General features: G+C 62.2%; 14 protein-coding genes. 9 read left to right on the top strand and 5 right to left on the bottom strand.

Features of this window, described 5'->3' with window-relative positions:
* Positions 1 to 134 precede the first annotated feature (134 nt).
* From HX814_RS15815 to HX814_RS15830, 4 genes are all read left to right on the top strand, one after another.
* Complete coding sequence (locus HX814_RS15815) at positions 135 to 1,463, top strand: OprD family porin (RefSeq protein ID WP_134325732.1); 1,329 nt, start codon at positions 135 to 137, stop codon at positions 1,461 to 1,463.
* A 160-nt stretch (positions 1,464 to 1,623) separates the two neighbouring features.
* On the top strand, positions 1,624 to 1,809 hold the full coding sequence (locus HX814_RS15820; RefSeq protein WP_008437498.1) for a hypothetical protein: 186 nt from the start codon (positions 1,624 to 1,626) through the stop codon (positions 1,807 to 1,809).
* A 219-nt stretch (positions 1,810 to 2,028) separates the two neighbouring features.
* A complete protein-coding gene (locus HX814_RS15825; RefSeq protein ID WP_003214417.1) occupies positions 2,029 to 2,703 on the top strand; it encodes a heavy metal response regulator transcription factor in 675 nt (224 codons plus the stop codon).
* The gene (locus HX814_RS15830) at positions 2,700 to 4,103 is read left to right on the top strand and encodes a heavy metal sensor histidine kinase (RefSeq protein WP_102368100.1); all 1,404 of its coding nucleotides are present in this window, start codon (positions 2,700 to 2,702) and stop codon (positions 4,101 to 4,103) included. The genes HX814_RS15825 and HX814_RS15830 overlap by 4 nt, the downstream gene beginning before the upstream one ends.
* A 37-nt stretch (positions 4,104 to 4,140) precedes the next feature.
* Here the strand turns inward: HX814_RS15830 and HX814_RS15835 are convergent, their stop codons facing one another.
* From HX814_RS15835 to HX814_RS15845, 3 genes are read right to left on the bottom strand one after another with little or no spacing between them, the layout of a single operon-like run.
* Entirely contained in the window at positions 4,141 to 7,302 is a 3,162-nt protein-coding gene (locus HX814_RS15835; RefSeq protein ID WP_177009606.1) for a CusA/CzcA family heavy metal efflux RND transporter, read from the bottom strand.
* An 18-nt stretch (positions 7,303 to 7,320) separates the two neighbouring features.
* Positions 7,321 to 8,433, bottom strand: coding sequence for an efflux RND transporter periplasmic adaptor subunit (locus tag HX814_RS15840; RefSeq protein ID WP_177009607.1), 1,113 nt, complete (start codon positions 8,431 to 8,433; stop codon positions 7,321 to 7,323).
* An 18-nt stretch (positions 8,434 to 8,451) separates the two neighbouring features.
* Positions 8,452 to 9,675, bottom strand: coding sequence for a TolC family protein (locus HX814_RS15845; protein ID WP_177009608.1), 1,224 nt, complete (start codon positions 9,673 to 9,675; stop codon positions 8,452 to 8,454).
* Positions 9,676 to 9,836: 161 nt separating this feature from the next.
* On the opposite strand from HX814_RS15845, the gene HX814_RS15850 reads away from it, so the two are divergent.
* On the top strand, positions 9,837 to 10,511 hold the full coding sequence (locus HX814_RS15850) for a heavy metal response regulator transcription factor (protein ID WP_008437506.1): 675 nt from the start codon (positions 9,837 to 9,839) through the stop codon (positions 10,509 to 10,511).
* Positions 10,512 to 10,514: 3 nt separating this feature from the next.
* Here the strand turns inward: HX814_RS15850 and HX814_RS15855 are convergent, their stop codons facing one another.
* Complete coding sequence (locus HX814_RS15855) at positions 10,515 to 11,420, bottom strand: cation diffusion facilitator family transporter (protein ID WP_003214407.1); 906 nt, start codon at positions 11,418 to 11,420, stop codon at positions 10,515 to 10,517.
* Positions 11,421 to 11,637: 217 nt separating this feature from the next.
* Here HX814_RS15855 and HX814_RS15860 point away from each other — a divergent pair, with 217 nt between their 5' ends.
* Entirely contained in the window at positions 11,638 to 13,008 is a 1,371-nt protein-coding gene (locus HX814_RS15860) for a gluconate:H+ symporter (protein WP_008437508.1), read from the top strand.
* Between the two features lie 105 nt (positions 13,009 to 13,113).
* Here the strand turns inward: HX814_RS15860 and HX814_RS15865 are convergent, their stop codons facing one another.
* A complete protein-coding gene (locus HX814_RS15865) occupies positions 13,114 to 14,397 on the bottom strand; it encodes an MFS transporter (RefSeq protein WP_177009609.1) in 1,284 nt (427 codons plus the stop codon).
* A gap of 188 nt (positions 14,398 to 14,585) precedes the next feature.
* Between HX814_RS15865 and HX814_RS15870 the strand changes: the two genes are divergently transcribed.
* The 3 genes from HX814_RS15870 to acpA all read left to right on the top strand — a co-directional run bounded on the left by HX814_RS15870 (position 14,586) and on the right by acpA (position 18,264).
* Positions 14,586 to 16,004, top strand: a complete 1,419-nt coding sequence (locus HX814_RS15870) for a short-chain fatty acid transporter (protein WP_008437512.1) — start codon at positions 14,586 to 14,588, stop codon at positions 16,002 to 16,004.
* A gap of 137 nt (positions 16,005 to 16,141) precedes the next feature.
* Positions 16,142 to 16,462 carry a hypothetical protein gene (locus tag HX814_RS15875; protein WP_010177091.1) on the top strand — a complete coding sequence of 107 codons (321 nt, stop codon included), beginning with the start codon at positions 16,142 to 16,144 and terminating at the stop codon, positions 16,460 to 16,462.
* A gap of 101 nt (positions 16,463 to 16,563) precedes the next feature.
* Positions 16,564 to 18,264, top strand: coding sequence for an acid phosphatase (acpA, locus tag HX814_RS15880; RefSeq protein ID WP_177009610.1), 1,701 nt, complete (start codon positions 16,564 to 16,566; stop codon positions 18,262 to 18,264).
* Positions 18,265 to 18,342 lie beyond the last annotated feature (78 nt).

The raw sequence follows: 18,342 nt of genomic DNA on the forward strand, positions 1-18,342 counted from the left end.
TTGAAATTCCAAAATTGTAATCTGTGCGCCACCTCGCCGTTATCTCGTGTTTGCAACTATCTGCCCGGGCGCCATCACAACAAGAATGCCCCATCGATAAGAAGCTGATAGCTGCCACTACCGAGGAGCGCTACATGAGCACTAACCGCACATTTTCACTCTCCATGATTGCCGCCCTGGCGGGGCTCACCCCGCTGTCAGGCATGGCCGTGGAAGAAAAACCCGAAGGGTTTATCGAAGGCAGCACCTTGAACGTGCTGGCCCGCAACTTCTACTTCAACCGCGATGACCGCAAGGGCCAGTCGAGCCCCACCGGCAATGGCTATTCCGAAGCCTGGGCCCAGGGTTTTATCGGCAAGTTCGAATCCGGATTCACTCAGGGTCCGGTGGGTTTCGGCCTCGATGCGTTTGCGATGTATGGCCTGAAACTCGACTCCGGCACCGGCCGCAGCGGCGGCAAGGGCTCGTTCGGCGTACTGCCGGTAGACAGCGACAACCACCCCGAGGATGGCTACAGCAAGCTCGGCGGCGCGGTAAAAGTGCGTCTGCTGGATACCGTGATCAAGGCCGGTGACGTGTTCCCGCTGACCCCGGTGGTGGCCTACGGCGACTCGCGGGTGTTGCCGGAAAGCTTCCGTGGCGTCACCGCGCAAAACACCAGCATTGACGGCTTGAGCTTGCAGGCCGGGCACTTGAGCGGCATGAGCCAGCCTACTCAAAGCGGCATGGATAAAGGCTTCGCGACGTTTTATGCGGGCAAGGTGGATTCACCCTGGATCGGCTATGCCGGCGGCGACTACCAGGTGAACAAACACCTCAGCGTCAGCCTGTACACCAGCCGCCTGAAGGATGCCTGGGACCAGTACTACTTCGGCAGCGCCGCCAGCTACCCGCTGAACGATGACGTGTCGCTGTTTGGCGACTTCAACTATTACAAGGCCGTGGACGAGGGCAAGAAACGCCTTGGCGAGTTCGATAACAACATCTGGAGCGCCAGGCTCGGGGTCAAGGTCGGCGCCCACAGCCTGGCCCTGTCGCACCAGCGCAACAACGGCGATGACGACTTTGACTACCTGCGCATGTCGGACTCGATCTTCCTCAACAACTCGATCCAGTACAGCGACTTCAACTCGCCCAGGGAACGCTCGTGGATGCTCGCCTATAACCTCGACATGCAGGCCTTCGGCATTCCTGGCCTGACCTTCATGACCCGCTATGGCAAAGGTACCGGCGCCGACTACAGCAACGCCAACAGCGTGTACATGCGCCGTGACGCGGCCGGCGACCCGCTGACCGATCAACGCCGCTGGGAGCGGGATATCGAGGCGAAGTACGTGGTGCAGGGCGGTAACTTGAAAGACCTGTCGCTGCGTTTGCGCCAGGCGACCGTTCGCTCAAGTGCCTTTGAGTCGGACTTGGAAGAAGTTCGGTTGATTGTCGAATACCCATTGGCAATTCTGTAAATGAACACAACGGCAAATGCTTACATTCATTTGCCGTTGACTAACATCTGTTCACAAATTGAAGCCTGTCAGAACTGTAATATGCGCCTCACCTTCTCGTTAAGTTGCGCTTCATATACTGGTCACAACTAACGGCACACGCCTTATTTGGAGACACGTCATGAAGCCATCCCACCTGTTATTGATCAGTTTTCTCGGCGCCACTTCCACCCTCGCATTCGCCGACGACGGCGCCGACCGTTCCCGGCAGTTCCTCGCCGAGTTCCGCCAGCAACAGCAGCAGGTCCACGGTGAACAGTCCGTGGCCGAGACCGCGCCCGCCGACGCACAGAAGCAGTCGATCTGAACGGCGCACACCGAGCACATTCATCTCTGAAGCTTTTGTGTAGCTCCTTTGGAAAGAGATGAATTTTTAACGCCCCGGATGGGGCGTTTTTTTTGCCCGCCCGTTCTGCAACGCAACAACCAGTCACAAACTGGCTGATTGACCCTGTAGCTACTTCAGCCTTCAGGCTTCGGAAAATTCGAATTTCAGTCTCTCTCTATCAGTAAAAGGTAAACCCCCATGCGTATCCTTGTGGTTGAGGACGAGCAAAAAACCGCCGCCTACCTGCAGCAGGGCCTGACCGAAAGCGGTTACGTAGTCGACTGCGCCGCCAGCGGCGTGGACGGCCTGCACCTGGCCGGGCAACACGCTTATGAACTGGTGATTCTCGATGTAAACCTGCCGGCCAAGGACGGCTGGGAAGTGCTTGAGCAACTGCGCCGCGACAGCAACCAACGGGTGATGATGCTCACAGCCCGTGGCCGGCTGACTGACAAGATCAAGGGCCTGGACATGGGCGCCGATGATTACCTGGTCAAACCCTTCGAATTCCCCGAATTGCTGGCCCGGGTGCGCACGCTGTTGCGCCGCAGCGAGCACATACCGGTGCCGGAAGTCTTCCGCGTGTCGGACCTTGAACTGGACCCGCGCCGCCACCGCGCCTATCGCGGCACCCGGCGCATTGACCTGACCACCAAGGAGTTCGCGCTGCTGCATGTGCTGATGCGTCAGTCCGGCGAAGTGCTGACCCGCACGCAGATTATTTCCCTGGTGTGGGACATGAATTTCGACTGCGACACCAACGTGGTGGAAGTCTCCATCAGCCGCCTGCGGGCCAAGGTCGATGACCAGAGTGACGTCAAGCTGATCCATACCATTCGCGGCGTGGGCTATGTGCTGGAGGCCCGCCAATGAAAGCCAGCAGCCTGTCGATGCGCCTCGGGCTGACGGTGAGCCTGATGGGCGCGGGCCTGGTGGTGCTGCTCGCGACACTGGCCTACCTGGCGCTGACCCACGAGCTTGAGAAACTGGCGCGCAAGGGCCTGGAAAGCAAGATGGAGCAGATCCAGCACAGCCTCGCCCTCGGCCTGGACACCCGCGACATAAAGGCCCGCCCGCATTCGCTGATGGACCTGGTGATGGGGCATGACAATTTCTACCTGACCATCGTCGGCACCGCACCCGATGAAGCGGTGCTGCTGAGCGTCGGTGCCAAGCCACAGGAACCGTTGCTGACCGACTTCGCCCCACGCCAGACCCTCGGTTACCTGAACTGGGACGACAGCAACGGCAACCAGGTGCTCAGCGCCTCCAGCCTGATGCGCCTGTCCAGCGGCGAACGCGTGCGGGTGCTGCTGTCCCTGGACCGCAGGGACGATCAGGCATTGCTCAGTGCTTACCTGCGTTCCACGGTGATCGCCCTGCCGCTGCTGTTGCTGCTGATCGGCATCGGCGCGTGGTGGGTGGTGCAACGCGGGCTCGCACCGCTGCAACAGTTCAGCCGCGTCGCGGCCAAGGTCACCACACAGGATCTGACCCACCGCCTGGCTGTGGATAACTTGCCCAACGAGTTGGGCGAGTTGGCGCAGGGCATCAATTTCATGCTGCAACGCCTGGATGGCGGTGTGCAGCAGCTGTCGCAGTTCTCCGATGACCTGGCCCATGAACTGCGCGCGCCACTGACCAACTTGATGGGCAAGGCCCAGGTGACGTTGTCCCGGGAGCGCCCGCCCGAGGAGTACAAGGCGGTGCTGGAATCCAGCACTGAAGAAATGGAGCGGCTGGCGCGGATCGTTTCCGACATGCTGTTCCTGGCACAGGTCAGCCACCCGGCGGCGCGGGTTTCGTTTGCGCCCGTGTCCCTGGCCGCTGAAGCACGCCGGGTGATGGAACTGTTTGCGTTGAGTGCCGAAGACAAGCAACTGAGCCTGAGCCTTCACGGTGATGCCTCGGTGCATGGCGATCGCCTGATGATTCAGCGGGCGATTTCCAACTTGTTGTCCAATGCCATCCGTCATACGCCACACGCTTCCACGGTGTCGTTGCAGGTGGAAACCCACGGGCAGCAAGTCTCGCTGTCGGTGGGCAACCCGGGCCCGGGGATTGAAGCGCACCACCTGCCGAACCTGTTCGAGCGTTTCTACCGCGTCGACAGCAGCCGCGCCCGCTCCGAAGGGGGGACCGGGCTGGGGCTGGCCATCGTGCGGTCAATCATGACCCTGCATCAAGGCCTGGCAGAAGTCAGCAGCGAGCCCGGAGATTTCACTGTGTTTCGGTTGGTGTTTCCCCTTCATACCAACGCTATCTGCCAATAAACCATTGTGGTGAGGGAGCTTGCTCCCTCACCACAGGTTATTGGCCAGGCATCGGGCGGTCTTCCTGTTCTTCACGCCGGTGCGCCCAGTGATACAGCGCCGGCAATACCAGCAGGGTCAGCAGCGTCGACGAGATAATCCCGCCAATCACCACCGTCGCCAACGGGCGCTGCACTTCGGCGCCGGTGCCGGTGGCCAGGGCCATGGGGATAAACCCCAGCGACGCCACCAACGCCGTCATCAACACCGGGCGCAAGCGCGTCAGGGCGCCTTCGTTGATGGCCACCGACAATGAGCGCCCCTCTTCCCGCAGGTTGCGAATGAACGCAATCATCACCAACCCGTTCAGCACCGCCACCCCCGACAGCGCGATAAAACCCACGCCCGCCGAGATCGACAACGGAATGTCCCGCAGCCACAGCGCCATGATCCCGCCGGTCAACGCGAAGGGAATCCCGGTGAACACCAGCAGCCCGTCCTTGAGGTTGTTGAACATCATGAACAGCAAGCCGAACACCAGCAGCAATGCCACCGGCACCACGATGCGCAAGCGCTCGGAAGCTTCCTTCAACTGCTCGAACTGGCCGCCCCAGCTGGTCCAGTAGCCCGCAGGAATTTTCACCTGGGTGCCGATGGCCGTCCCGGCTTCCTCGACAAACGAGCCGATATCCCGCCCACGCACGTTGGCGCTGACGATCACCAGGCGCTTGCCGTTTTCGCGGCTGATCTGGTTGGGGCCGAGCACCAGGTCCAGGCTGGCGACTTCCGACAGCGCGATAAAACCCAACTGCCCCGCCGCGTTATTCGCCAGCGCCGGGATCGGAATCAACAGCCGCGACAGGCCTTCGATATCGGTGCGCAGCGCATCAGACAAACGCACGACCATATCAAAACGCCGGTCGCCTTCGTACATCGTCCCGGCCTGGCGCCCACCCACGGCAACGGCAATCGTGTCTTGCACATCGCCCACGTTCAGGCCGAAACGCGCGGCCTTGTCGCGGTCGATATTGATGGTCAGCACCGGCAGGCCGGAGGTCTGTTCCACCTTCACTTCCGAGGCGCCCTTGAGGGTTTGCAAGGTCTCGGCGATTTCCCCGGCGGTCTTGTTGAGCACCGCCATGTCGTCACCAAACACCTTCACCGCCACGTCACTGCGCACGCCGGAAATCAGTTCGTTGAAGCGCAGCTGGATCGGTTGCGACAGTTCATACACGCTGCCCGGCACAATCGCACTGGCGCGCTGGATGTCGGCGATGATTGCCTCGCGGGACTTCTTCGGGTCGGGCCACTGGTCCTTGGGCTTGAGCATCACGTAGCTGTCGGAGATGTTCGGTGGCATCGGGTCGGAGGCGATTTCCGCGGTGCCGGTGCGGGCGAATACCCGCTCGATTTCCGGCACCTCGGCCATCAAGGTCTTTTCCAGTTGCTGCTGCATCTGTACCGACTGCGTCAGGCTGGTGCCCGGCACCCGCAACGCTTGTTGGGCGAAATCACCCTCGCTGAGGCTGGGGATAAATTCGCTGCCCATGCGACTGGCCACCAGGCCCGACGCAACGATGGCCAGCACCGCCAGGCCGAACACCAGCGGCCGGCGCGCCATCACCCAATCCAGCACCGGCGCGTAGACACGGCGTGCGCTGCGCATCACCAGGTTTTCCTCTTCCTTGACCTTGCCGGTGACGAACAGCGCAATGGCCGCCGGCACGAAGGTCACGGACAGAATCATTGCCCCCAGCAGCGCGATCACCACGGTGAACGCCATCGGGTGGAACATCTTCCCGGCCACCCCGGTGAGGGCGAAGATCGGCAGGTACACCACCATGATGATCAGTTGCCCGAAGATCAGCGCGCGCCGCGCTTCCTTGGCCGCCGCAAACACTTCATGCAGGCGCTCGCTGCGGGTCAGCAATCGCCCGTGGCGCTGCTGGGCGTGGGCCAGGCGGCGGATGGCGTTTTCGACGATCACCACCGCGCCATCCACGATAATCCCGAAATCCAACGCGCCGAGGCTCATCAGGTTGGCGCTGACCTTGTTGGTAAACATCCCGGTAAAGGTGAACAACATGGCCAGGGGAATCACCATCGCGGTGATCAGCGCAGCGCGGATATTGCCGAGGAACAGAAACAGCACCGCCACCACCAGCAGCGCCCCTTCGAAGAGGTTTTTCTTCACGGTGCTGATGGCTTTTTCCACCAGGTTGGTGCGGTCGTAGACGGTGACGGCCACCACACCTTCAGGCAGCGAACGGTTGATCTCTTCGAGTTTTTTCGCGACCGCCAGGGACACCGTGCGGCTGTTTTCGCCGATCAACATGAACACCGTGCCCAGCACCACTTCGCGGCCATTCTCCGTGGCGGCACCGGTACGCAGCTCGCGGCCAATGTCGACCTGGGCGACGTTGCGCACCCGAATCGGCGTACCGTCGGAAGTGGTGATGACGATGTTGGCAATGTCGTCGATGGACGCGACTTGCCCCGGCGCACGGATCAGCAATTGCTCGCCGCTGCGCTCGATGTAGCCGGCGCCGACGTTGGCGTTGTTGCGCTCCAGCGCCGTGACCAGGTCGCCCAAGGTCAGGTTGTAGGCCGCCAGGCGCTTGGGGTCCGGGGCGATCTGGTATTCCTTGGCAAACCCGCCGATGGTGTTGATCTCGGCCACCCCCGGCACGTTGCGCAGTTGCGGCTTGATGATCCAGTCCTGGATCACCCGCAGGTCGGTCGGCGTATAGGCTGAGCCGTCCTCCTTGCGCGCGCCGTCTTTCGCCTCCACGGTCCACAGGAAGATTTCCCCGAGCCCGGTGGAGATCGGCCCCATCATGCTTTCGATGCCATCGGGGAGTTGCTCGCGAGCCACCTGCAAGCGTTCGTTGACCAGCTGGCGGGCGAAGAACAGGTCGGTGCCGTCCTTGAAAATCACCGTGACCTGGGACAAGCCCGAGCGCGACAGCGAGCGGGTCTGCTGCAAGCCCGGCAGCCCGGCCATGGCGGTCTCGATGGGAAAGGTGATGCGCTGCTCGGTTTCCAGCGGCGAAAAACCCGCCGCCGCCGAGTTGATCTGCACCTGGACGTTGGTGATATCCGGCACGGCGTCGATGGGCAATTTCTGATAGCTGGCGATACCGACACCGGCCATCAACAGCACCGCCAACAGCACGATGATGCGCTGCTCGATGGCGAATTGGATAAGGCGCTCAAACATGGGAAATCACTCGCAGGGTCAATGGGCGTGCTCGGCCGAGGCCTTGCCCAACTCGGACTTGAGGATGAAGCTGCCGACGGTGGCCACCTGCGCGCCGGCGTCGAGGCCCTGGCGCACTTCGACGAAACCGTTTTCGCTGACGCCCAGTTCGATATGCCGGGTCATGAAGCCGTCGCTGGTGCGCACGAACACCGAGGGTTTGTCCTCGACGGTCTGGATCGCCTCCTGGGGGACGGTGACCTTGGCCGGGTAGGTGTCGGTGGCGACCTGCACGGAAACGAACAGCCCTGGACGCCACGAAGCATCAGGGTTCGGCACCGTGACGCGCACGGTGGCCGTGCGGGTCTGCTCCCCCAGCAAGTTGCCGACATAGGCCACGGTACCGAGCACTTCGGTGCCCATTTCCGAGGACGTGACCTTCACCGGTTTGCCGACCCGGACCTTGTTCAAATCCTTGGGGAAAACGCCGAAGGTGACCCACACCTGGGACAGGTCCGACAGGGTGAAGGCGTTGCTGGTCTCGCTCACCACTTCGCCGACACCCAGGTGTTTTTCCACCACCACGCCGTCGAACGGCGCCCGCAGTTCGTAGCGATTGCCACCAACCAATACGGCGCTGCCGCTCAGGGCGTTCATCTTTTGCCGGGCATTGTTCAGGGCGATTTCGGCCTCTTGCAGCGCCTGGCGCGCCAGCAGGTAATCCTGTTCGGCGGAGATCCTGTCCTGCCACAACTGGCGCTCGCGCTGGAAGGTGGTGCGGGCCAGTACCACCCGGCGCTCACTGGCCGCCAGTTCACTGCGCTGATCGGAAATCTGCTGGCTGGCGATCACCGCGAGCAGCTCGCCCTTCTTCACCGATTGGCCGAGGTTGACCTTCACCAACTCCACCACGCCGGCAGCACGCGGCACGATGTGGGAGGTGCGGTCTTCGTCGAAACGCACCTCGCCCGGCATCGAAAGCACAGTGCTGATCTGCCGGGATTGCGCCGGGGCCAGTTGAATACCGGCGGCCTGGACCTGCTGTTCGGTCAGCTCGATCTTGCCTTCCTCTTCCGCCTCTGCCGCACCGCTGATGGCCGGCCACGCCAGCATCAGCGCAACGGCCAGCGCCATCCTGTGTTTGTTGTTCATGGAACGCTCCTGAAAAAATCAAAACCGGGCGAGGTCGCCGTAAATCCGTTCGATGCGCACCCAGGCTTCGGTGGCCTGGGCGGTCGCCGCGAGGTATTGGGTGCGGGCCGCGATCAAGGTGCGCTGGGCGTCGAGTACGTCGAGGAAGTTGAACTTGCCCATCTCGAAACCGCGGGTGGCGCTGTCCACCGCGCTTTGGGCGGCGGGCAGGATCTGTTGGTTGAACGAGCGCACTTCGGTATTCGCGGTTTGCCAAAGGTCCAGGGCCTGGCGGGTTTCGGTGCGCAGGCGCAGTTCGGTAGCGTTGCGCAGGTCGCGGGCCTGGTCGGCACGGCGACTCGCGGCCAGCACGTTGCCCTGGTTGCGGTTGAACAGCGGGATCGGCATCGACACGCCCACCACGTTGACCCGCTCGCGCACGCTGGCGTCGTATTGGCTGCCGATGGACACGTCGAGGTCGGGAATGCGCTGGGCTTTTTCCAGGCCCAGGGCCGCTTCGCCCTGGACGATTTGCAGCTCGGCCAGGCGCAGTTCGGCGGTCTGTTCCAGGCGCGCCAGCAGCTGCGCGGGCGACGGTAATGCCGGGGCGGCCTGGGCTTGGGTGGCGACGGCCTGGAAATCGGTGCTGGCCGCGCCAGTACTGGCCGCGAGGCGCCGGTAGGCATCGCTCAGGCCCATCTGCGCGCGGTTGAATTCCAGGCGGATTTCCGAGAGTTGCACCTGGGCGCGGGTGGCTTCCACCGGGGACGTTTTGCCGGCGGTGACGCGACCATTGGCCACCACCAGGCCGCGCTCGGCCAATGCCACTGAGCGCTGGGCCAGGTCGAGGCGTACCTGGGCGCGAAGTGCACCGTAGTAACCGTCGATGACCTCCGCTCGCAGACCGTTGCGGCGCTGTTCCAGGGTGAGTGCGGCCGCCTCCTGGGCACGGGTGGCGACATCAATCCGGGCGCCGCGCTTGCCACCCAGCTCCAGGGTTTGGCTCAGTTTTACGGTGGTGGTGCGCGAGTTGCGGCGGGTGTCTTCGGCGTCCCAGGAGGCCACCGGATTCGGGATCAAACCGGCCTGCTGGCGACCGCCTTGGGCGATGTCGATTTCCCACTGCGCAGCGGCCATGTCGGGGTTGTTAGCGAAGGCGGTTTGCAGGGCCGATTCGAGGGTCAGGGTTTGCGCGTTTGCGCCCTGGACCGTCATCAGCAACAGCACCGAAGCGCCGATAAACGTGCGGACAAAAGTTGGCATAACAAGAGTTCCATGCCCATGAATTAACAGGTGGGCAATGTAACTTTCGGTACTTATCAGAGGAGTGGCCAGAACATTACAAATCCGTTAGCAACGGCTCTGGCGCGGGCTTTTGCTTTAAGCTCCGGGCAACTTTTCCACTGCCCAGCGGGATCCTCGACATGCGTATTCTGGTTATCGAAGACGAACCTAAAACCGCCGATTATCTACATCAGGGATTGAGCGAAAGTGGCTATATCGTCGACTGTGCCGCCACTGGCGCCGACGGCCTGCATTTGTCTCGCCAGCACGCCTACGACCTGGTGATGCTCGACGTGAATTTGCCGTTGATGGATGGCTGGGACGTGCTGCAACGCATCCGCCAGAACAGCAGCACCCGCATCATGATGCTGACCGCCCAGGGCCGCCTCGCCGACCGGATCAAGGGCCTGGACCTGGGCGCCGATGATTACCTGGTCAAGCCGTTTGAGTTCCCCGAATTACTCGCGCGGGTGCGCACCTTGATGCGCCGCAGCGTGCATTCGCCGGTGCCGGATGTGTTGCGGGTGGCCGACCTGGAATTGGATCAGGGCCGCCACCGGGCGTTTCGCGGTTTGCAGCGCATCGACCTGACCACCAAGGAGTTCGCCCTGCTGCACCTGCTGATGCGCCAGAGCGGCGTGGTGCTGTCGCGCACGCAAATTATCTCGTTCGTGTGGGACATGAACTTTGATTGCGACACCAATGTGGTGGAAGTGTCGATCCGCCGCCTGCGGGCGAAGATCGATGACCCGTTCGAGCGCAAGTTGATCCATACCTTGCGCGGCGTGGGTTATGTGCTGGAAGACCGTGAGTGACGGTCAGGCGTGCACCTCGTCGTGCTCGTCATGCTGAAAACCTTCGCCTTCGATCTGGATCGTGGCGTGGGAAATATCGAATTGTTCATGCAGTAACTCCGTCACCTGGCTGAGGATCTGTTGCTCGCTGCCTTGCGCCGAATCCGCCACCAGATGAGTACTCAGCACATTTTTGCCGCTGGTGAGGGCCCAGATATGCAGGTCGTGCACGTCCTTGACGCCGGGAACGCCGCGAATCGCCTGCTCCACCTTGTCGATATCAATGCCATCCGGCACACCTTGCAGCAGCACGTTCATGCTTTCCTTGAGCAGCGTCCAGGTGCGGGGCAACACCCAGAAGCCAATCGCTGCCGCCACCACCGAATCCACCCAGCCCCAGCCGGTGTACATGATCACCAGCGCCGCGATGATCACGCCGATGGAGCCGAGCATGTCACTCCAGACTTCCAGGTAAGCGCCCTTCACATTCAGGCTTTCGCCGCTGGCCGCACTCAGCAAGCGCATGGAAATCAGGTTGACGATCAGCCCCAGCACCGCGATCACCAGCATGCCGGTGGACTGGATCTCGGCGGGCGCCTGCAAGCGTTGATACGCCTCATACAGGATGTAGAACGCCACGCCGAACAGCAGCAGCGCATTAAACGCTGCCGCCAGGATCTCGAAACGCGCATAGCCGAAGGTGCGCTTGCGGTCGGCGGCGCGCTTGGCGACCTGGATCGCCACCAGGGAAATCCCTAGCGCCAGGGCGTCGGTCATCATGTGCGCGGCATCGGACAACAGCGCCAGGCTGCCGGTGATAAAGGCGCCGATCACCTCGGCGATCATAAAGCTGCCGGTCAGTGCCAATGCGATCCATAACAGCCGTTCGTGGCCGGCGCGTACCTGGGCGTGGCTGTGTCCTGCACTCATGAAATATCCTCGTGGGTGGTCGTCCGGTTGATCATAGAGCTCTAGGCCAAAACCACCGGCACGAGTTGCAAAATTGTCATCTCGCCGTCAGCTGGGCGTTAAGCCATGCGCACCAAAATTGAACATGAACGCTCTGGAACCGTTGTATCAGGTATGCTTTTCGAGCAGGAAACAAAAAGAAACACATTAGCCAACCTGTTCGATAAGGAGTCCCGTTTTGGAGTTATCGACTGCCGCGTGGATGGTTCACGACACCCGCCTCATGTTCTGCGTATTACTGGCCATCGCCAGCATCATTGTGTTGATCAGCGCGACCAAGCTGCCGCCCTTCCTGTCGATCCTGATCGGTACGTTTATCGCGGGTGTCGGCGCGGGCTTGCCGCCGGAAGAAGTGGCCAAGGCCTTCAGCAAAGGCGCCGGGGCGATTCTCGGTGAAGCCGGGATCATCATTGCCCTGGGCTCGATGCTCGGCGCGTTGATGGCCGAGTCCGGCGCTGCCGACCGTATCGCCACCACCCTGCTGGGGTTGGGCAAAGGCAAGTCATTGCCGTGGGTGATGGCGCTGGTGGCGATGGTGATTGGCCTGCCGCTGTTCTTCGAAGTGGGCCTGGTGATGATGGTGCCGATCATCTTCGTGATGGCCAAGCGTTCGAACCAGCCGCTGCTGAAAATCGCGATCCCGGCGCTGGCGGGGATGACCACCCTGCACGCCTTGATGCCACCGCATCCGGGGCCGCTGATTGCGGTCAGCGCGTTGCACGCCGACCTGGGCCTGACCATGTTGCTGGGCTTTTGCCTGGCAGTGCCGGCCGTGATTCTGGCCGGCCCGTTGTACGGCAACTGGCTGTCCAAGCGCATGCACGTGGATGAGCCGGCCGACATTGGCGCGCTGTTCAGTGCTCCGCCCAAGGCGCCGCGCCAGCCGAGTTTTGGTGTGTCGCTGCTGATCATCCTGTTGCCGGTGATCCTGATGCTCGGCAGCACCCTGGCCAAGGTTGCCATGTCGCCGGAAAGCCCGGTGGCACTGACCTTGAAGTTCCTCGGTGAGCCGTTGATCGCGCTGGGCCTGGCGGTGATTGCCGCGGTGATCTGCCTGGGCTGGGCCAGCGGCATGCCGCGGGCCGATGTCGGCAACACCCTGCGCAAGGCGCTGGCGCCGATCGCGGTGCTGCTGCTGACCATCGGCGCCGGTGGCGGGTTGAAGCAAACCCTGCTGGATGCCGGCGTGAGCCAGACCATCAGCAAGGTGGCCGAAGGCGCGCACATGCCGTATCTGTTGCTGGCCTGGTTGATTGCGGTGGCGCTGCGTCAGGCCACGGGGTCGGCGACCGTCGCCACCACGACAACGGCGGGCATCCTCGCGCCGATGATGGCGGGGTTGGCTGCGACGCAAAGCTCACTGGTCGCCCTGGCGATTGGTGCCGGCTCGGTGTTCTTCTGCCACGTCAACGATGCCGGCTTCTGGATGGTGCGCGAATACTTCGGCTTGCAACTGAAGCAGACGATCTGGGTGTGGTCGGTGTTGCAGACCATTGTGTCGGTGGTGGGCCTGGTGGGCACGCTGCTGATGTGGCACTTCCTGACGTAATGATCGTTCCCACGCTCCGCGTGGGAATGCATCCGTGACGCTCCGCGTCACACGAGCGGACGCGGAGCGTCCAGTGAGGCGTTCCCACGCAGAGCGTGGGAACGATCAGGTAGGTTGGCGCTTGCCAAAATGCGCCGCACTCACTGCGCCCACCGCGCCCATCGCCACGCAATACCCCACGCAGATCCACGGGCTGGTCGGCATCAACGCGATCAACATCAGCGGCGTGGTACTCGCCCACAGCGCATAGGCAATGTTGTAGGTGAAGGAAATCCCCGACACCCGCACCTGCGCCGGGAACAGGTTGACCATCACCGACGGCACCGCGCCCACCACCCCGCAACTCAAGCCGGCAATTGCATACGCTGCGCCCAGCCACACGCCACCGGCAATCAGGCTCGCATAGAGCACGGCAATCCCCACCGGCAGCAGCAGGCTATAGACCAACACCGCACGCCAGGCGCCGATGCGGTCCACCAGCAGCCCGGCCAACGCGCAACCGATATTCAGGAACACGATGCCCAACGCGCTCAGGGCGAAGGTGTGGCTGGGGCTCATGCCGAAGGTTTTCTGCATCATGGTCGGGGTGATCACCACCAGTACGACGACGGCCGAGGTGAGCACGCAGGTGAGGATCATCGCCGGCAGCAGCGCGCTGCGATGTTCCCGCAGGACGGTACGCAGCGGCAGTTCGGCGCCGGCCTGGCGACGGGCCTGCATTTGCAGGAACACCGGGGTTTCGCTGAGCCAGCGCCGCAGCCAGACACCGATCACGCCGAACACGCCGCCGAGCAGGAACGGGAAGCGCCAGGCGTAGTCGAGGATTTCGGCCGGGGTGAAGACTTGCGCCAGCAGCGTCGCCGTCAGCGCGCCGAGCAGGTAGCCGAAGGTCAGCCCGGCCTGGAGGAAGCCCAGGGCATAACCACGATGGTTGTCCGGAGCGTGTTCGGCGACAAACACCCAGGCGCTGGGCACTTCCCCGCCCACTGCCGCACCCTGGAGGATGCGCAGCGCCAGCAGGATCAACGGTGCGAAATAACCGATTTGTGCGTAGGTGGGCATGATGCCGATCAGCAGGCACGGCAGCGCCATCATCAGGATGCTCAGGCTGAACACCCGTTTACGCCCCAGGTGATCGGCGAAGTGTGCCATCAGGATTCCGCCCAGCGGGCGCGCGAGGTAGCCGGTGACAAAGATGCCGAAGCTTTGCAGCAGACGCAGCCACTCGGGCATTTCCGGCGGGAAGAACAGCTGGCTGAGGGTCAGCGCGAAAAATACGAAGATGATGAAGTCGTAGATTTCCAGGGCCCCGCCCAGGGCAGCCAGGCCCAGGGTTTTGTAGTCGGAGCGGGAGAAACGCTGCGCCTGTGGATAAGAGGTGGCAGTCATGGAAAAGCTCGGCAGACAAACGAAATGGCCTGCAGGTTATGAGCTGGGCCCGGTGATGGCAATCTCGCCGGATATATTTGCTTTACTCATTGATCAATGAAGATAACTACATTCCCAAATGAATAGCCGTAGAGGAACATGCAGCAAAACTGCCGCCCCCATAATAAATACAAATAGAGGTACTGAACGTGGCCGATGCTATCGAAGACAGCCGCTACGCCCGATTCGCCCTGCGTTGTTCAAACTTCGCCGAGCGCTGGTTCCCTGACTCCTGGGTGTTTGCCGCCCTCGCCGTGATCATTGTCGCCGTGGCGACCCTGGGCATGGGCGCCGCGCCGACCGAGGCCGCCAAGGCGTTTGGTGACGGTTTCTGGAGTTTGATCCCGTTCACCATGCAAATGGCCTTTGTGGTGATTGGCGGTTACGTGGTCGCCAGCTCCCCGCCCGCCGTGAAGTTGATCGACCGCCTGGCGCGCATCCCGAAGAACGGCCGTTCTGCCGTGGCCTGGGTGGCGCTGATTTCGATGGTCGCCTCGTTGCTCAACTGGGGCCTGTCCCTGGTGTTCGGTGGTTTGCTGGTGCGTGCGCTGGCCCGGCGTACGGATTTGCGCATGGATTACCGCGCGGCCGGTGCTGCGGCCTACCTCGGCCTGGGTGCCGTTTGGGCGCTGGGGCTGTCGTCGTCAGCGGCGCAGTTGCAGGCCAACCCGGCCAGTTTGCCGCCGTCGATCCTGTCGATCACCGGGATGATCCCGTTCACCGACACCATCTTTCTGTGGCAGTCCGGCGTGCTGTTGCTGGCGCTGATCGTGGTGTCGCTGATCATCGCCTACGCCACCGCGCCCGGGCCGAACTCCGCCCGTGACGCCAAGGCTTGCGGTATCGACCCGGCCTTCAACATGCCCAAGCCGCAACCGCCGACCCGTCCGGGCGAGTGGCTGGAGCACAGCCCGTTGCTGACCATCCTGCTGGCGTTGCTGGCCGCCGGTTGGTTGTTCCACGAGTTCTCGACCAAGCCGGCGATCAGCGCGATCTCGGGGCTGAACACCTATAACTTCCTGTTCCTGATGGTCGGTGCCTTGCTGCACTGGCGCCCGCGCAGCTTCCTCGACGCGGTGGCCCGTGCGGTACCCACCACCACCGGGGTGCTGATCCAGTTCCCGTTGTATGGCTCGATTGCGGCGTTGATGACCGTGGTGAAAGGCAGTGACGGCGCGACCCTGGCGCACCATATCTCGACCTTCTTCACCTCGATTGCGTCCCACGACACCTACGCGCTGTTGATGGGCGTGTACTCGGCGGTGCTGGGCTTCTTTATTCCTTCGGGCGGCGGCAAGTGGATCATCGAGGCGCCGTACGTGATGCAGGTCGCCAACGACCTGGAATATCACCTGGGCTGGGCGGTGCAGATCTACAACGCCGCCGAAGCGCTGCCTAACCTGATCAACCCGTTCTATATGCTGCCGCTGCTGGGCGTGCTGGGGTTGAAGGCGCGGGACTTGATCGGCTTTTCGTTTGTGCAGTTGCTGGTGCATACGCCGCTGGTGTTGTTCCTGCTGTGGGCGTTGGGCACGACGCTTAAATATTTGCCGCCGGTGATGCCATAGGGCAGCTGCCAGTAACCTTTCTGATCAAACGCGTCGGGGTTGTCCCACTCACTACGGTGGCAACCCCTGATTTCTGCCGCCAACGCCTTTGATTAACCTGATTCGGATAACGCCTCACACCCCCCAAGGAAAATCCGATGACGCCCCTATCCAAATCGCTGGAAGAGTTGATCAATGCTATTTACAAGGACGGCAACGTGTCGTTCGTTGAGTACCAGGGCCTGCGCGACAATGCCGATTGCCGCATGGCCACTGTTATCAAGGAGTTTGGCCTGCACAACAACGTGACGGCGTTCCAGAAAGCCATGGATGTGGCCATGCAACTGCTGCAGTCCTGCGTCATCGATGCCAAGAAAGCCAAGCTGACTGACACGGGCGAAGCCATCGTCAAGGATGCGCTGGCGTCCCAGGTAGAGTACTTGCGCGCCGGCAGCCAATTGGCACTGCGCTTGTTATGAGTGGCCTGTAGCGTTCAAGGCACTGTCTTCGTTCCGTCACATTGCATTGCTACCGTCCTGCGAAATATCTTGCAACATTCAACCAGCAGGAACTCCCAGCAATGAGCGACGAGCACGAAGACCGCCCTTCCCAAGACATTGAAGCCAAACCGCCAGTCGACACCAGCCGGCGGCGCTTCCTGGGAGGCGCGGCCGTGCTGGGCGTGGGTGCGACCCTGAGTGCCTGCGGCAATACCAGCGAGGCACCCGGCAAGCCGGTGGAGCGTCCGCTGACGCCGCAAGAGCTGGACAAGGCTCTGCACGAACAGGTTAAAACCGTGGTGGTGATCTACGCCGAAAACCGCAGCTTCAACAACCTGTTTGCGGATTTCCCCGGGGTCGAGAAACCATTGTCGGCCCTCGCCCCTGCGGACTATCAGCAGCGCGACCGCGACGGCAGCCTGCTGAGCACCCTGCCCCCGACATGGGGCGGCGTGTTGCAAGTTGGCCCGCAGACCGTGGATGGCGTCACGTACCCCAGCGAAGTGCAATACCAGGAAAACCTGCCCAACGCTCCGTTCGCCCTCAAAGGCCCGAATGGCGAAGACCAGCCCCTGAGCCTGGTCACCCGGGATTTGTGGCACGTGTTCTATCAGAACCAGATGCAGATCAATGGCGGTAAAAACGATGCGTTCGTGGCCTGGGGCGACTCCGGCGGCCTGCTGATGGGCCATTACGCCCAGAGCCGTTACGCCCTGCGCTTGTGGGACGTGGCGAAGGAGTTTGTGCTCTGCGATAACTTCTTCCAGGGCGCGTTTGGCGGCTCGTTCCTCAACCACCAATACCTGATCAGTGCCACCCCGCCGGTGTACCCAAACGCTGCGCAATCGGTGGCCAAGGCACAGATCGCCACGCTGCAAAGCGACGACCCGACCGACCCGCGCCTCAAGCCTCTGGACAAGTCCCCGGCCAGCGCCATGACCGGCCCGCCGCAATTCGGCCCCAGCGCACTGACCCCGGACGGTTTCGGCGTGAACACCCTGGCCCCGCCTTACTGGCCTACCTGGATTCGCGACCCCGAGCGCCCGGATTACTCCAAGCCCGACTTGCCTAACGTGCTGGTGCCACAAACCCACGAGCACATCGGCGACAAACTGTCGAAAAAGAACGTCGACTGGGCCTGGTACGCCGGTGCGTGGCAAGCAACGCTGGATCAGTTCAAGGACTCGGGCGGCATTCCGAAGATTCCGAACTTCCAGTACCACCACCAGCCCTTCAACTACTTCAAGCAGCAAGGCCCGGAAAACCCGGCTGAGCGCAATAAACGCCTGCGCGATGGCGGCCTGGGGGATGACGCCAGCACCAACAAGTTCTTCGCCGATGCCCAGGCCGGCAAGCTGCCTGCGGTGACCTTCTACAAACCCCAGGGCAACCTGAATATGCACGCCGGTTACGCCGACGTCGCTTCGGGCGACCGGCATATCACCCGCGCCTTGAAGGTGCTGCAGGAAAGCCCGCAGTGGAAGAACATGGTGGTGATCGTCACCGTCGATGAAAACGGCGGCTGGTGGGACCACGTTGCACCGCCAAAAGGCGATCGTTGGGGCCCGGGCACGCGGATTCCGGCACTGGTGGTCTCGCCGTTCGCGCGCAAGGGCACGGTGGACCATACCGTCTACGACACCGCGTCGATCCTGCGTCTGATCACCCGGGTGTTCCAGCTGGAAACCCTCGACGGGCTCAAGCAGCGTGACGACGCCATGACCGCGCGCGGCCAGAAACCCATGGGTGACCTGACCAACGCCCTGCACTTCAAGGTGTAGACGCACTTGCTCAAAAGCGACAAGCGCGCAGTTTTTCTACGCGCTTTTCCCGGTCAACCGCTACTGTGTGAGGGTGGG

The organism is Pseudomonas sp. C8002, from assembly GCF_013385765.1.
Taxonomy (GTDB): domain Bacteria; phylum Pseudomonadota; class Gammaproteobacteria; order Pseudomonadales; family Pseudomonadaceae; genus Aquipseudomonas.

Bases quoted from the DNA above. Each gene is read 5' to 3' on its own strand.
- HX814_RS15815 (WP_134325732.1), top strand. From the start codon at position 135: ATGAGCACTAACCGCACATTTTCACTCTCCATGATTGCCGCCCTGGCG.
- HX814_RS15820 (WP_008437498.1), top strand. From the start codon at position 1,624: ATGAAGCCATCCCACCTGTTATTGATCAGTTTTCTCGGCGCCACTTCC.
- HX814_RS15825 (WP_003214417.1), top strand. From the start codon at position 2,029: ATGCGTATCCTTGTGGTTGAGGACGAGCAAAAAACCGCCGCCTACCTG.
- HX814_RS15830 (WP_102368100.1), top strand. From the start codon at position 2,700: ATGAAAGCCAGCAGCCTGTCGATGCGCCTCGGGCTGACGGTGAGCCTG.
- HX814_RS15835 (WP_177009606.1), bottom strand. From the start codon at position 7,302: ATGTTTGAGCGCCTTATCCAATTCGCCATCGAGCAGCGCATCATCGTG.
- HX814_RS15840 (WP_177009607.1), bottom strand. From the start codon at position 8,433: ATGAACAACAAACACAGGATGGCGCTGGCCGTTGCGCTGATGCTGGCG.
- HX814_RS15845 (WP_177009608.1), bottom strand. From the start codon at position 9,675: ATGCCAACTTTTGTCCGCACGTTTATCGGCGCTTCGGTGCTGTTGCTG.
- HX814_RS15850 (WP_008437506.1), top strand. From the start codon at position 9,837: ATGCGTATTCTGGTTATCGAAGACGAACCTAAAACCGCCGATTATCTA.
- HX814_RS15855 (WP_003214407.1), bottom strand. From the start codon at position 11,420: ATGAGTGCAGGACACAGCCACGCCCAGGTACGCGCCGGCCACGAACGG.
- HX814_RS15865 (WP_177009609.1), bottom strand. From the start codon at position 14,397: ATGACTGCCACCTCTTATCCACAGGCGCAGCGTTTCTCCCGCTCCGAC.
- HX814_RS15875 (WP_010177091.1), top strand. From the start codon at position 16,142: ATGACGCCCCTATCCAAATCGCTGGAAGAGTTGATCAATGCTATTTAC.
- acpA (WP_177009610.1), top strand. From the start codon at position 16,564: ATGAGCGACGAGCACGAAGACCGCCCTTCCCAAGACATTGAAGCCAAA.